At 45.1% G+C, this 12,680-nt stretch carries 14 protein-coding genes and 1 tRNA gene; 1 reads left to right on the top strand and 14 read right to left on the bottom strand.

From position 1 onward, the window contains the following. Window positions 1-601: 601 nt before the first annotated feature. The 6 genes from L7H18_00575 to tnpA all read right to left on the bottom strand — a co-directional run bounded on the left by L7H18_00575 (window position 602) and on the right by tnpA (window position 4,128). The gene (locus tag L7H18_00575; protein UMX48026.1) at window positions 602-1,144 is read right to left on the bottom strand and encodes a hypothetical protein; all 543 of its coding nucleotides are present in this window, start codon (window positions 1,142-1,144) and stop codon (window positions 602-604) included. A gap of 71 nt (window positions 1,145-1,215) precedes the next feature. Next, window positions 1,216-1,722, bottom strand: coding sequence for a hypothetical protein (locus L7H18_00570; GenBank protein ID UMX48025.1), 507 nt, complete (start codon window positions 1,720-1,722; stop codon window positions 1,216-1,218). 401 nt (window positions 1,723-2,123) lie between these two features. Next, window positions 2,124-2,687 (bottom strand): hypothetical protein, encoded by a 564-nt coding sequence (locus L7H18_00565; protein ID UMX48024.1) that lies wholly within the window; start codon window positions 2,685-2,687, stop codon window positions 2,124-2,126. Between the two features lie 154 nt (window positions 2,688-2,841). Beyond that, window positions 2,842-3,378: an SHOCT domain-containing protein gene (locus L7H18_00560; protein UMX48023.1), complete on the bottom strand. Its 537-nt coding sequence runs from the start codon at window positions 3,376-3,378 to the stop codon at window positions 2,842-2,844. Window positions 3,379-3,387: 9 nt separating this feature from the next. Beyond that, window positions 3,388-3,585 (bottom strand): helix-turn-helix domain-containing protein, encoded by a 198-nt coding sequence (locus tag L7H18_00555; GenBank protein ID UMX48022.1) that lies wholly within the window; start codon window positions 3,583-3,585, stop codon window positions 3,388-3,390. Window positions 3,586-3,678: 93 nt separating this feature from the next. Further along, window positions 3,679-4,128 carry an IS200/IS605 family transposase gene (gene tnpA, locus L7H18_00550; GenBank protein ID UMX48021.1) on the bottom strand — a complete coding sequence of 150 codons (450 nt, stop codon included), beginning with the start codon at window positions 4,126-4,128 and terminating at the stop codon, window positions 3,679-3,681. Window positions 4,129-5,027: 899 nt separating this feature from the next. On the opposite strand from tnpA, the gene L7H18_00545 reads away from it, so the two are divergent. Continuing rightward, window positions 5,028-5,216 (top strand): hypothetical protein, encoded by a 189-nt coding sequence (locus L7H18_00545; protein UMX48020.1) that lies wholly within the window; start codon window positions 5,028-5,030, stop codon window positions 5,214-5,216. A 569-nt stretch (window positions 5,217-5,785) separates the two neighbouring features. Here L7H18_00545 and L7H18_00540 read toward each other — a convergent pair. The 8 genes from L7H18_00540 to atpA form a co-directional block, all read right to left on the bottom strand. Beyond that, window positions 5,786-5,856 (bottom strand) — tRNA-Ala (locus tag L7H18_00540). 74 nt (window positions 5,857-5,930) lie between these two features. Beyond that, window positions 5,931-6,560, bottom strand: coding sequence for an HAD family hydrolase (locus L7H18_00535; protein UMX48019.1), 630 nt, complete (start codon window positions 6,558-6,560; stop codon window positions 5,931-5,933). A gap of 71 nt (window positions 6,561-6,631) precedes the next feature. Beyond that, a complete protein-coding gene (locus L7H18_00530) occupies window positions 6,632-7,624 on the bottom strand; it encodes an inorganic phosphate transporter (GenBank protein ID UMX48018.1) in 993 nt (330 codons plus the stop codon). A gap of 22 nt (window positions 7,625-7,646) precedes the next feature. Next, a complete protein-coding gene (locus L7H18_00525; GenBank protein ID UMX48017.1) occupies window positions 7,647-8,288 on the bottom strand; it encodes a DUF47 family protein in 642 nt (213 codons plus the stop codon). Window positions 8,289-8,427: 139 nt separating this feature from the next. Beyond that, complete coding sequence (locus L7H18_00520; GenBank protein ID UMX48016.1) at window positions 8,428-8,667, bottom strand: hypothetical protein; 240 nt, start codon at window positions 8,665-8,667, stop codon at window positions 8,428-8,430. A 113-nt stretch (window positions 8,668-8,780) separates the two neighbouring features. After that, the gene (gene atpD, locus L7H18_00515) at window positions 8,781-10,142 is read right to left on the bottom strand and encodes a F0F1 ATP synthase subunit beta (protein ID UMX48015.1); all 1,362 of its coding nucleotides are present in this window, start codon (window positions 10,140-10,142) and stop codon (window positions 8,781-8,783) included. A gap of 120 nt (window positions 10,143-10,262) precedes the next feature. After that, window positions 10,263-11,135, bottom strand: coding sequence for an ATP synthase F1 subunit gamma (gene atpG / locus L7H18_00510; GenBank protein ID UMX48014.1), 873 nt, complete (start codon window positions 11,133-11,135; stop codon window positions 10,263-10,265). A 5-nt stretch (window positions 11,136-11,140) separates the two neighbouring features. Further along, a complete protein-coding gene (atpA, locus tag L7H18_00505) occupies window positions 11,141-12,649 on the bottom strand; it encodes a F0F1 ATP synthase subunit alpha (protein ID UMX48013.1) in 1,509 nt (502 codons plus the stop codon). Window positions 12,650-12,680: the final 31 nt, after the last annotated feature.

The raw sequence follows: 12,680 nt of genomic DNA, 5'->3' as shown, positions 1-12,680 counted from the left end.
CCAAAACCCAGTCCAAAATGCCAGCTTCTGACCCCCGACTAAGCTCACTTCGCCCTGTTTTGGAGTACCAACCCAGGGCTTCGCTCGCAAACCGGCAGCCGGCTTGGGAATCGGGCTTGGCACAACGCATTTTAGCCGAAAAGATGGGGGGTGAAGGTGTGCGTTGTGCAGTTAAAAACTTGTCATTTGGTTGGCATTGAGTTGGCATTCTATAAATGACAAGTTTTTAAGCCCGATTCCCAAGCGGTAAGGCCAAGGCTTGAGCCCTTTTCTACGGCGTTGTTTTGGCGGTAATACACTGGTTTGTGGTCATACCTTGGCAAAACAACGCCTTGCTGTTGTTAAATCATAGCCTGTGCCTTTGGGCAGGTCTGCCGGCTGCCAATCCGAACGGCCGGATTCATTCCAAAACAGGGGCAAAAAGTCTGCATTCACTCTGCATTCTAAGGAATGCAGAGTTTGGGTAGCTGAAATATCGCCAAAAAATAGGCAAAATTCGAGCCAAAAAGTTGGCATTAACTCGACATTTAGTCGTCATTCTAGAATGACGAGTTTTTTGGTAAATAAAAAAGGACTAAAGGTCTATAATTTAATCCTCTCCTTATAAGTTGGCGATGGTATCCTCTTCGGTACAGGGACACTTCAAAAGCCGTTGCACCGGAGAACTGCCACACCAGTATATCCATTGGTCAGGTCTCTGATCTTTTCTAAAAAATATCTCAAGCTCACAACCTAGCTCCGTACATTTACATTTGTGCCCTCCTTGCTCTTTTTCCCACGGCGACATTCTATGGCCAACACCTTCCATTATTTTCTTTGTATTGGCCATCCTTCGATTATCGCTTTCCAAGTAGTTGCAGATTACCCAAGGGCCGCCCGATCTCCAGTCTTTGCCAAATTTTAGTTGCCATCCCGCTTTTTGGTATTTTTCTACCAGTTTTACCTGTACCGCAACAGGGATTCCGCGGTTTGTTTCAAAGATTACAACTACCTCTTTGCAGGATGATTCTGGATGGTCGGGATTGGGAAATTCCCGCTGTATAAGCAAATGGCCGTCAATTATTTTTTCTAAGCCACGCTCAAGACGATCTTCGTCTTTAACTTCTTGGTATGTGTTTCTAAGGCCGCTCCTCTCTTCCGTCATATAATCTCACCTCATACTTAAATTGCTAATTGCCAGACTATCAAATTCTAACAAAAAGTAAAGCGTTCGACTTATGGTTTAAAAGAAATGAATTGGAAATCAGATAATTTTTGATTTGTATTACTGTAGCCTGAATCTTTTCTCATTTCCAAAATACATTTTATATAACTTTCTTTAAGGCCTGCTTGATCTACCGATCCCGGGCAACTGCTATTTTTCAATTGGAAATTAATATGTTCATTTAATTTTTTCAGAACATCATCATTTGCCCATAACCAAGCCGTAGAATATGCCTCCAGCATTTCATTCTTTTTGGCTTGATCTTGCGGTTGACCGACGACAAATACCTGCATACCATTGCATATTTTTTCATAGCTCTCTCTTTTCTTTATTAAGGTATGAGATTTGCTGGAAAATTCCATTTTTACTTCCTCTATCTTTTTAGTGATTTCAGATATATCTTCTTTTGTAGCTAAATTTTTCCCTTTCTCTGAAAAATATGAAGGTAGTAGATGGCGCACGACAAATCCAATAACGAGTGAAAGAAAAATTAAGAAAAAAGCTAATACAGTGTCCATAATTTTAATGCTAAAATTTTAATAAATAATTTTAAAATTCTTTTCCCTTCACCCCCCATCTTTTCGGCTAAAATGCGTTGTGCCAAGCCCGATTCCCAAGCCGGCTGCCGGTTTGCGAGCGAAGCCCTGGGTTGGTACTCCAAAACAGGGTGAAGTGAGCTTAGTCGGGGGTCAGAAGCTGGCATTTTGGACTGGGTTTTGGTATTCTCAAACTATTCAGGATTTTGCTGGTAGAAAGTGCAAACTTCTTTCAGTAAAGACCACATTTCTGTTTCGGAGGGTAAATTTTCGCCCGCCCCGCCTTCGGCGGGGTTTTGTTTTGCCAATTTTTCGAGGGAAATCCACGGCTCTTTCAATGCGACGGCGAGGGTTTGGTTTTGAATTTTACTGATTTTATAAGGTTATTTTTCGTATTTTAAATAACACTTATCTTCTGCCTCTTTGATTGTTTTTTCAACCAATCCGTTTTCTTTTAATGTTTCTACGTCTTTTAAACACGCCTCTAAGAGCATTTTATAATCCAAAGATCTCATTTCTCCTATTTCCTTTAAATCTTCAAACGCGAGATTTTTAGATGATGGTATATCAGGCGACAAAACAGAAGCATCTCCATTGACTGCATAAACAGAACTATCCGAAATTAAATATATAAAGCCACTATTAGGACGCGCTATGCTCCCCATCCAAACTATTGCTCCTTCGCCCTTAGGATTTTTATAAACATCTATGAATGATATAAGCGATCCCATTCTTGCCAGCATCTCTTGATCTGCCGATGTTTTTACTTTTTTTATAGCCGCCGTTCTTTCTTCTATATTTTCAATTTTCTCTAATTTTGGCGACAATCCATCAATATTTGATTCTTTGACTTCGGTTTGGGAAGTATTTTGTGTATTTTCCGTCGCTTGATTATTTTTCGATGTATCAGTCGTTACCCCAAACAAAAAAGCAAAAACGAGTGCCATAATTCCGAAAATTATCAGAACTTTTTTTCTCGTTGATCCTCCTTTTATGAAGCGCGAAAAAATGGTTGGTTTAATTAGGCCGATTATTAGACAAACAAATGAAACATAAAATAAAATCCGAAATAAAGAGTCCATCATATTTTTTTATTTTAATTTATAACCCAAGAATAGATTTTTTCTTGGCATTAAATTCTTCTTGCGTAATTATACCTTTTTCTTTAAGCTCTGCTAATTTTTCTAATTCCGAATAATCAGTGGTTTTAACACTTCCTTTTGAATGAAAATTGCTTATCATTTCTCTGCCAATTTTTGTAGCTTCTTGGAAAAGATTAAATTTATCCTGTTGGAAAGTAACAATATTATCACTTTTAATCGCACTATTATTGTCCTTGCCCCAATAACTTTTTTGAGTGTTTTGAGTCGCTGGCGTTAATACTTCAAAAGTGCCAGTCCAACCTTTTTTAATCTCTATGCCTGTAATATTGCCAAACTCAAAAACATTACATCTTCCGCCTATAAGATTCCCTGTCATAAATCCCCATTTTAAAACATAAAGTCTTTTGTCTGTGATTACTAATCCTTCCCCGAATGAACCTTGTAGTTTTACAAATATTTTTTCCTCGTTATTGACAATATTTTCTTTCAATATTTTTTCGCCTCTATCGCCGAAATTTTGCATTAAATTGTCCATAGTTTTTAATTATTTTATTAATTCATCAACGCTAACCTCAAGAACTTTGGCGATATTTTTGAGAGTGTCGAGCGTTGGATTTTGGTTTTTACCAGCTTCAATTTTAATTATTGTGTTATTGGTAAGATCGGCAAGCCGCGCCAGCTTTTCTTGGGTTAAGTCTTTGGCTTTTCTAAGCCGCCTTAAATTTTCGGCAAGGTTTGACATATACTAAGTTAAAGTAGTAGAATTTTAATTGATAATAGACAACTTTATTTCTGCTGTAAATGACCCTGCGGCAAGACCGCAGGGCGTTCGCAGCTACAATTCAAACAATCGTAACTGGCTCACATCTTTTGGTCTGCCTTGGTTTTGAATGTATCGCTCAATAACTTTCCTATTACCGCGTGCGCTGATCGTAGCGATATAATAGCCGTCTGTCCAGAACTCTCCACCCCAGAGTTCTTTTTTAATTTCGGGAACTTGCCGGAACACCTCGCGCGCGGTAATGCTTTTTATTATTTTGATAACCTGGCCGCCGGAATACTTCGGCAGGAATCTTGCCAGAATATGGGCGTGGTCTTGGTCGAATCCCACATGGCTGATCTCAATGGCGTACCGTTCCATAAATCCTTTCAGGCTCTCGACAATTGCGGCAATCACCTTTTCGTTCAGTAATGCTTTGCGATATTTGACCGTAATCTGGATGTGGTAATAACATTCGGAAACATTGTGGTACCAACGCCAGATATCCCGCTTTTCTTGCTCCATATTGGCTTATTGTAACACGGACGCGCTTTCGCGCGTGATGGTAGGGGGATATCCCCCTACCAAACCACCCCCTTAAGTTGTTCCCTGCGGCAAGACCGACAGGGTGAAAACATTATTAAAATACAGTTTATCACATTAAAAACCTATGTCCAATCTTAAATTTTACCTCTACGCCCGAAAATCTACCGAAGACGAAGATCATCAAATAATGAGTATTGAGGCACAGCTTTGCGAGCTACGGGAATATGCTCGAAAAGAAGGTTTTGAGATTGTCGAAGAAATCACCGAAGCCAAAAGCGCGAAGATTCCGGGTCGCGAGAAGTTCGGGGAGATGATCGCAAAGATCGAGAAAACGAACGGCGTTGGCATTTTGGCTTGGCACCCCGACCGTTTAGCCCGCAATTCCATTGACGGCGGGCGGATCATTTATCTTGTGGATATTGGCAAGATCGTTGCTTTGCGCTTCCCTACTTTTTGGTTTGAGCCAACGCCGCAAGGAAAATTTATGCTTTCCGTGGCTTTTGGGCAGGCTAAATATTATACAGATAATCTTCGAGAAAATATTTTGCGCGGCATAAGGCAAAAAATACGGCGCGGTGAACTGTCGGCAAAAGCCCCTTTGGGATATTTTAATGAACCCAAGTTAAGAACCATTGAACCTGATATAAAAACTTTTAAAAAGGTTAAAGAATGCTTGGAGGCTTTTGCTACCGGAAAATATACATTGACGGCAATGCAGAAAAAAATGTTTTCCGCTGGTTTAACCAGCCATAACGGGAATCGTTTGCATATAGCTTCCGTCCGCCATATTCTTGAAAATCCCTTTTATTACGGATACTTCCGCTATCGCGGAGAAATACATCAAGGATCGCACAAGCCGATGATTTCAAAAAAACTTTTTGATCAAATCCAGCAGGCTTTGGCTGATAACGGCAAACCCCGCAAAAAGCGCGGAAACAAAGGCTTTTATTTCCTTAATTTTGCCGCTTGCGGAGATTGCGGCTATTCAATCACCGCAGAAAGAAAAACCAAAAAGAGCGGCAAGATATATATTTATTATCGTTGCACTCACAAAAGCAAAACGATAACTTGCGGACAGCACCGCTTTTTGCGGGAGGAAGAATTGGCCGAACAGGTTAAGAGCTGTGTTCAAAAAATTTCTTTGCCCGATGAATGGCGCGAAAAATATCTGGAGAGATTGAACCAATGGGAAAACGAAAACCAGCAACCATCGGAACTTTTCGCTCAAAATCTCCAAAGCCAGCTTTTGGCCTTAAAAGCAAAAATCAACCGCCTGACTGACGCTTATCTGGACGGCGGCTTGGGATTGTCCGAATATCAGGAGCGAAAGAACAAATTGATGGCCGAAAGAAAAGATTTTGAAGAAAAATTGTCCGATTTTGAGCGAAAAGGCAATCGTTGGCTCGAACTCGCGCGAAAGTGGGTTTTAGAGGCAAACCAAGCGGAAAAATTAGCTCTGGGTAATGATTTTCAAGAAATGCGCGCATTTCTTGAAAAGATCGGATCGAACCGCCGAATTCAAAACCAAACCCTCGCCGTGGAATTGAAAATGCCGTGGATTTCCCTCGAAAAATTGGCAAAACAAAACCCCGCCGAAGGCGGGGCGGGCGAAAATTTACCCTCCGAAACAGAAATGTGGACCCGGCGAGAATCGGACTCGCGTCTCGGCAATGCGAATGCCGCGTGGTACCACTGTACTACGGGCCCAAGGCGCGATTACGCGCAATTTTCAATAACCAATTTTCAAATATCAAATATCAAAATTAAAAACGAAATACGAACTAAAGACACTTTTTCAGTTCTTTCAGCGAAGAAATTTTGGTGATTGCCGGATTATCAATTTCAATCTCTCCTTTTCTATCGATCAATATCGGTTTGATGCCCAGCGCCAACGCGGGCAGAATGTCATTTTCCAAACTGTCGCCCACCATCACCGCTTCTTCGGGATCGACCTTCATTTTTGCCAGTACCGCCAAAAAAGCCTTAAGTTCGGGTTTAGCCGCGCCCGCGGTTTTCGGCGTAAACACCGCGAAATGGCGCAATGCGGAAATGCTGTCGATCAGAAATTTAGCGCTTAAAGTCAAAATCGCTTTATCCTGCGGAAGATTCAACACCTCTTTGGCATCGCAAAACAGCTTGCAGGCCAATTTTCTTTCCAGAAACGCGGCCAGTGTTTCGCGCCGGTCAAGTTCCAAAACAATGCCCAGCTTCTGAATGATCTTGTCGGCGACTCCCTGCCAGCTTTCGGCGCGCGAAAAATAATCCGGCAAAACTTCGGACAGCTTCGCGACAACTTTTTCTTCGTCAACCGGCAAATTGAATTCTTTCAGCTTTTCAAACACCCGCCGATGCTCGGCGGAATCATAATAACCCAAAGTGCCGAAAAAATCAAAAATAACAAGCTTTATCATTAGTTCCACTTTAGCACATCACCACGATACCAAAAAACAAGTTTCAAAGCAAGCTGTCCTTTCAGACACCTTCAGAAATTCTTCAATAATAAAAACGCGATCGCGCCGATCAAAGCCGCGCCGGGAATGGTAAACAGCCATGCCCAGACAATGTTAAACGCCACATTCCAGCGCACCGCGGTGATACGGTGGGCGGCGCCCACGCCCGAAATCGCTCCGGTGATCACATGAGTGGTGCTCACCGGCACGCCCAGATGCGTAGCCCAAAAAATACTGATGGCGCTGGCGCCTTCGGCGCACACGCCGTCAATCGGTTTTAACTTGGTAATTTTGGTTCCCATGGTTCGCACAATACGCCAACCGCCGCTCAATGTCCCCAAAGCGATCGCGGCATGCGCGCTCAAAACCACCCATAAAGGAATATCCAAACTCGGCACAAAACCTCCCACGAAAAGCAAACCGGTGATAATTCCCATAGTTTTCTGGGCGTCGTTGCCGCCATGGCCCAAACTGTAAAGCGCGGCGGAAAACAACTGCAATATCCGGGACCATTTGCTCACGCCGGCCGGCGAATGATTATACGCGATCCACGACGAAAGCACTTTGAAAAAATAACCCAGCGCCAAACCGATGGCCGGCGCCATAATTATGAACAACAAAGTCTTTGTCCAGCCGCCCGGAATAATCGCTTCCATCCCGGCGTTAGCCACCGCCGCGCCCGCGTAGGCGCCGATCAAAGCGTGCGACGAACTGGTGGGAAGACCCTTCAACCATGTGAAAATATTCCATCCGATCGCGCCGAGCAAACCGCAAAAGATCACCTGCGGGGTCACGGTTTTAATATCGATCATTCCCGAACCGATCGTTTTCGCCACGGCCGTGCCAAAAATCGCGAACGCGATAAAATTGAAAAGCGCCGCCCAGAAAACGGCCAGTTTGGGCGGCAATACCCTCGTTGACACAATCGTCGAAATCGAATTGGCGGCATCGTGCATGCCATTGGTAAAATCAAACGCCAATGCCGTAAAAATGATAAAAACAATGAACGCGGTTTCCAGCACCATTATGTTTAAACGGTCTTATGTCTTACTGATTTTTTATCAGGATCGATTCGAACATATTGCCCACATTTTCGCAACAATCAATGGCATTTTCCAGCGTTTCATATATTTCCTTGAGCTTGATAACTTCCATCAATTTGTCGCAAGAAACGCTTTGTATGCCCATCAATCCGCCCAAAGCCTTGCGATTGATATCGTCGCCCACATTTTCCAATTCGTTGAGGCGCTCGCAGCGCTTTTGCAGCGACGGACCGAATTTCTTGATGTTCTTGAGTTCCTTCATTCCTTCGCTAATCTCGGCCACCGCCCCGCTGATGACGCCGACATATTCGGCAATCTCTTTCGGAAACGGCGGCCGGATGCGGTAAAGACCGATGCGATTAACCGATCTTTCGATAAAATCCATTATATCGTCGAGGTTTTGCCGCAAGAGATCAATGTCTTCCCCTTCCATGGGAGTAATGAAATTTTTCCTCAAATGATCCATTACCTCGTGGCCCACATTGTCCGCCTCAATTTCCAATTCTTTCAGCCGTAAAGAAATTTCATTCAACTTCTCCGGTTCTTCCAAAAGCTTTCTCAAAAGTTTCGCCGCCTCATCTATTTTTTCGGTTTGTTTTTCAAAAAGCTGATAAAAAACGCCGTCCTTGGGAAATAAATTAAACATAATCTTCCAAAAAACCAGCCCTTGCGGGGCCGATTCAATAATTAGGTTGATAAACGCCAATTGCGCTAATTTTGTTTATTTTAGCCATTAAAGTTTGCAACAATAATTTAGCCGCGATTTCTCCCATATAAAAGTTTTCTTAGAATTTCTTCAATAATATCACCGCCTTGTTTTTGCCCACTTCCAAAATACCGCCTTCAATTTCCCTGTCAATCCGTTTTTCGGCGGTAATGATTTTCATCTTGCCGGGTTTTAAAACCGAAATCAACGGCACATGGCGCGGCAACACCGCGATCTGCCCTTCGCGCGTCGGCAAAATCAGTTCTTTCGCCTCGCCGGAAAATTCCATTCCTTTCGGAGTTAATATTTCGACTTTCATTTTGATTGATTGAAAATATAAATATCAAAGATCAAAACGACAATTCAAAATGTAAAATTATGAAATGCATTTTAAATTTTACATTGTCGTTTTTCATTTTGATTTTTCAATTTTTAACTATTAACGACTTCATCAATGGCGCCTCTCATATAGAAATCCGATTCGTTGCGGTCGTCAAATTCGCCGGAGATCAGCCTCTCAAAACCCTCGATGGTATCGGCCAGTTTGACATATTTGCCCGACTTGCCGCTGAACGCCTCGGCGACAAAGAAAGGCTGTGATAAAAACTTTTGTATTTTGCGCGCGCGGCTCACCACCAGCTTGTCTTCATCGGCCAATTCTTCCACGCCCAGAATCGCGATGATATCCTGCAATTCCTTGTAGCGCTGAAGAATCTGGGCCACGCCGGAAGCCACGCGATAATGCCGCTCGCCCACAATATGGGGATTCAATATCGATGAAGTGGTTACCAGGGGATCAACGGCCGGGAAAAGACCCAGCGAAGCTATCTGGCGGCTCAAAACAAGCGATGAATCCAAATGCGAAAAGATTGCCACCACGGCCGGGTCGGTATAGTCATCGGCCGGCACATAAACCGCCTGCATCGAAGTAATCGAACCTTCCTTGTTCGAAGTGATACGCTCCTCAAGCGCGCCCATTTCCGTAAACAGCGTCGGCTGGTAGCCGGTCTGGGAAGGAATGCGGCCCATCAAAGCCGACACTTCGCAACCCGCGAGCACAAAACGGAACACATTGTCAACAAAAAGCAAAACATCCTTTTTTTCCTCGTCGCGAAAATACTCCGAAGTTGCCACGGCCGAAAACGGCACGCGGAAACGCACGCCCGGCTGATCCGACATCTGGCCGAAGTACAGCACCGTGTTATCCAAAGTTTTCGAATCTTTCATTTCAATATAAATGTCGTTGCCTTCGCGCGTCCGTTCGCCCACGCCCGCGAACACCGACACGCCCTTGTGCACTTTGGCGATATTCCGGATAAGCTCTTGGATCAATACCGTTTTGCCCACGCCCGCGCCGCCGAAAAGGCCGATCTTGCCGCCTTTCGGAATCGGGCACAGAAGATCGATTGCTTTCACCCCGGTTTCCAAAATTTCCACTTCGCCTTTTTGCTGGGAGTAATTCGGGGCTTCCTTAAAAACAGAATAGCGTTTTTCGCTAACCACCGCGCCCATCTCATCGATCGGTTCGCCCAACACATTAAAGAGCCGGCCCAACGCCGCCTTTCCGGTCGGAACCGTGATCGGGCTTCCCGTATCCGTTACCTCCTCGCCGCGCCTCAACCCTTCGGTCGGGCCCATAGCCAAACAGCGCACGCCGCCGCCGCCCACATACTGCTGGACCTCCAGAATAAGATTTTTGCCGGCCACTTTCAACGCGTTACCAAGCGACGGAAGTTTGTTCTCCTCGAATTCCACATCCACCACCGGACCGATTATCTGAATTATTTTTGCCATGTTATAAATTTAAAATTTAAATATCAAAATTAAAAATGACGGTTTAAAATGTTAAAATTTTTAGCCTTTCATTTTTTAATTTTACATTGTCATTTTTCATTTTGATTTTTACATTTTGATTTAACCCAACACTTCTTTCGCCGAAGAAATTTCGCAGACCTCATTGGTAATCTGTTCCTGGCGCGCCTTGTTATAATCCAAAGTCAATTCGCCGACCCGCTCATGGGCATTATCCGAAGCGTTGCGCATCGCCGTCATCCTCGCCGAATGTTCCGAAGCGTTGCTTTCCAAAATGCACTGGTAAATCAAATATTCCACCAGTTGGGGAATAATTTCTTTCACCAGCGTTTGCGGCGACGGCTCGATCAAGGTTTCGGTGTCCATCGCTTCCTTGTCGCTTTCCTGCGCGAATTCCTTAAGTTCGTTCCATTCCAGGGGCAAAAGCTGCATTGACCGCGGCTTCTGGTTGAATGTGGAAATAAAGTCGGTCCATACAAGGTAAACCCGCTGGTACTTGTTTTCGATGTAGGATCTGATTATGAAATCGGAAACCGGTTTTATTTCCTCCAGCGATCCGTAATCCCCGATACCGGTCATACTTTGATCGAAATTCCGGCCGCGCTTTTTGAAAAAAGCCACCGCCTTCTTTCCGATCGGAAAAACCGCGACATCCGATTTCTTTTCAAGTTTTTCAATTTCAATTTGGGCAGTCTTTAAAATATTCTGGTTAAACGATCCGCAAAAACCCCGGTCGCTGGCGATCACCACCGCCAGCGCCGTCCGCAATTTTCTTTTGCGCAGCGAAACACTGTCTCTCAACATCGGTTCCAGCCGGCGCACCAGCCGCCCCACCTTTTGGGCAAACGGCCGCGACAGCAAAGCGAATTTCTGGGATTTTTTCATTTTCAGCGCCGACAAAGTTTCAAGAGCGCTGGTCAGCTTCCAGATGTTGGAAACCGATTGGATTTTTAGGCGGATCTCCTTTAATTCCATAATAATTATTTACTTTCCGATTTTGTCTTCTTGACATTCTTGATCACTTCCTCAAGCTTGGCTTCGATGGCGGATTCAAGTTTTTCGGTTTCGCGGATAGTTTTCAAAATTTCAGGGGAATCGTCCTCGATGCGAGCGATCAAATCAATCTTAAATTGCGCCAACCGCTCAAGAGGCATATCATCCAAAAAACCTTTTACTCCCGCAAAAATGATCGCCGTTTCCTTTTCAAACGGCAACGGCTGCAGATCGGCCTGTTTTAGAAGTTCGCGCATGCGCTTGCCGCGTTCCAGCATTTGGCGGGTTTGCGGATCAAGTTCTTCGGTAAATTCGGAAAACCTTTCCAATTCCTGAAATTGCGCCAAATCAAGCTTCAGAGTCCCGGCCACTTTCTTGGTTGCCGGCAACTGGGCGCTGGATCCCACGCGGGAAACCGAAGTACCCACATCGATCGCCGGCCGCTGACCCTTGTAGAACAGCGCCGGACTCAAAAATATCTGGCCGTCGGTAATCGAAATGACATTGGTGGGAATATACCCGGAAATATCGCCGGCCTGCGTTTCCACGATCGGCAACGCGGTCAGCGAACCGCCGCCTTTCGCCGCGGACATCCGCGCCGCGCGCTCAAGCAAGCGCGAATGCAAATAAAAAATATCTCCCGGATACGCCTCCCTTCCCGGCGGCCGGCGCAACACCAAAGATATTTCGCGCCACGCCCAAGCCTGCTTGGTCAAATCATCATAAACCGCTATCGCGTCCTGGCCGTTGTCGCGAAACCACTCGCCCATCGCGCAACCGGCGTAAGGCGCCAAATACAACAACGCCGCCGGATCGTCGGCAAATGCCGCGACCACAATCGTGTATTCCATCGCGCCCGCATCTTCCAATATCTTCACCATCCGCTTAACCTTGGATTTCTTCTGGCCGCAGGCGACATAAATACAAACCGGCCGATTCTTGTCGTTCTTCTGGTTTAAAATCATATCGACCGCGATGGCGGTCTTGCCCAAGCCGCGATCGCCTAAAATCAGTTCGCGCTGGCCGCGGCCGATCGGAACCAAGCTGTCGATGGCCAAAATCCCCGTGTGCAACGGCGTTTTCACCGGCTGGCGATCAATGACGCCCGGCGCGGGCCTTTCAACCAAATATTCTTCTTTGGCGTTGATCGGTCCTTTGCCGTCGATCGGGCGGCCGAGAGGATCGACTACGCGGCCAACCAATTCTTTGCCCACCGGCACGGAAATCGTCTTCTTTGTGCGCTTCACGATATCGCCTTCCTTGATGCCCGAATCGTCGCCTAAAACAATAATGCCGGTTTCGTATTCCTCAAGGTTCATCGCCAAACCAAAAACCTTCGCGCGCTCGAATTCGACCAATTCGAAATTCTCCACATTTCGCAAACCCGACGCCTTAACCACGCCGTCGCCCACCTCAACCACTTCGCCGATCTCGTCAAGCTTGGGCGACAATTCCGTCTCTTCGAGCTGGCGTTTGAATTGTTCAATTTTATCCATAATAATATTTAGTTCAAAATGTAAAAACCGA

The sequence above is a fragment of the Candidatus Nealsonbacteria bacterium DGGOD1a genome, from assembly GCA_022530585.1.
Classification (GTDB): Bacteria; Patescibacteriota; Minisyncoccia; order Minisyncoccales; family UBA5738; genus UBA5738.
This window is presented reverse-complemented; position numbering and strand designations above follow the sequence as displayed.

Excerpts from the sequence above, each read along its gene's own strand:
- L7H18_00530 (UMX48018.1), bottom strand. The coding sequence starts at position 7,624 with ATGGTGCTGGAAACCGCGTTCATTGTTTTTATCATTTTTACGGCATTG.
- L7H18_00575 (UMX48026.1), bottom strand. The coding sequence starts at position 1,144 with ATGACGGAAGAGAGGAGCGGCCTTAGAAACACATACCAAGAAGTTAAA.
- L7H18_00560 (UMX48023.1), bottom strand. The coding sequence starts at position 3,378 with ATGGACAATTTAATGCAAAATTTCGGCGATAGAGGCGAAAAAATATTG.
- L7H18_00520 (UMX48016.1), bottom strand. The coding sequence starts at position 8,667 with ATGAAAGTCGAAATATTAACTCCGAAAGGAATGGAATTTTCCGGCGAG.
- L7H18_00570 (UMX48025.1), bottom strand. The coding sequence starts at position 1,722 with ATGGACACTGTATTAGCTTTTTTCTTAATTTTTCTTTCACTCGTTATT.
- L7H18_00525 (UMX48017.1), bottom strand. The coding sequence starts at position 8,288 with ATGTTTAATTTATTTCCCAAGGACGGCGTTTTTTATCAGCTTTTTGAA.
- atpA (UMX48013.1), bottom strand. The coding sequence starts at position 12,649 with ATGGATAAAATTGAACAATTCAAACGCCAGCTCGAAGAGACGGAATTG.
- L7H18_00565 (UMX48024.1), bottom strand. The coding sequence starts at position 2,687 with ATGGCACTCGTTTTTGCTTTTTTGTTTGGGGTAACGACTGATACATCG.
- atpG (UMX48014.1), bottom strand. The coding sequence starts at position 11,135 with ATGGAATTAAAGGAGATCCGCCTAAAAATCCAATCGGTTTCCAACATC.
- L7H18_00555 (UMX48022.1), bottom strand. The coding sequence starts at position 3,585 with ATGTCAAACCTTGCCGAAAATTTAAGGCGGCTTAGAAAAGCCAAAGAC.
- L7H18_00535 (UMX48019.1), bottom strand. The coding sequence starts at position 6,560 with ATGATAAAGCTTGTTATTTTTGATTTTTTCGGCACTTTGGGTTATTAT.
- atpD (UMX48015.1), bottom strand. The coding sequence starts at position 10,142 with ATGGCAAAAATAATTCAGATAATCGGTCCGGTGGTGGATGTGGAATTC.
- tnpA (UMX48021.1), bottom strand. The coding sequence starts at position 4,128 with ATGGAGCAAGAAAAGCGGGATATCTGGCGTTGGTACCACAATGTTTCC.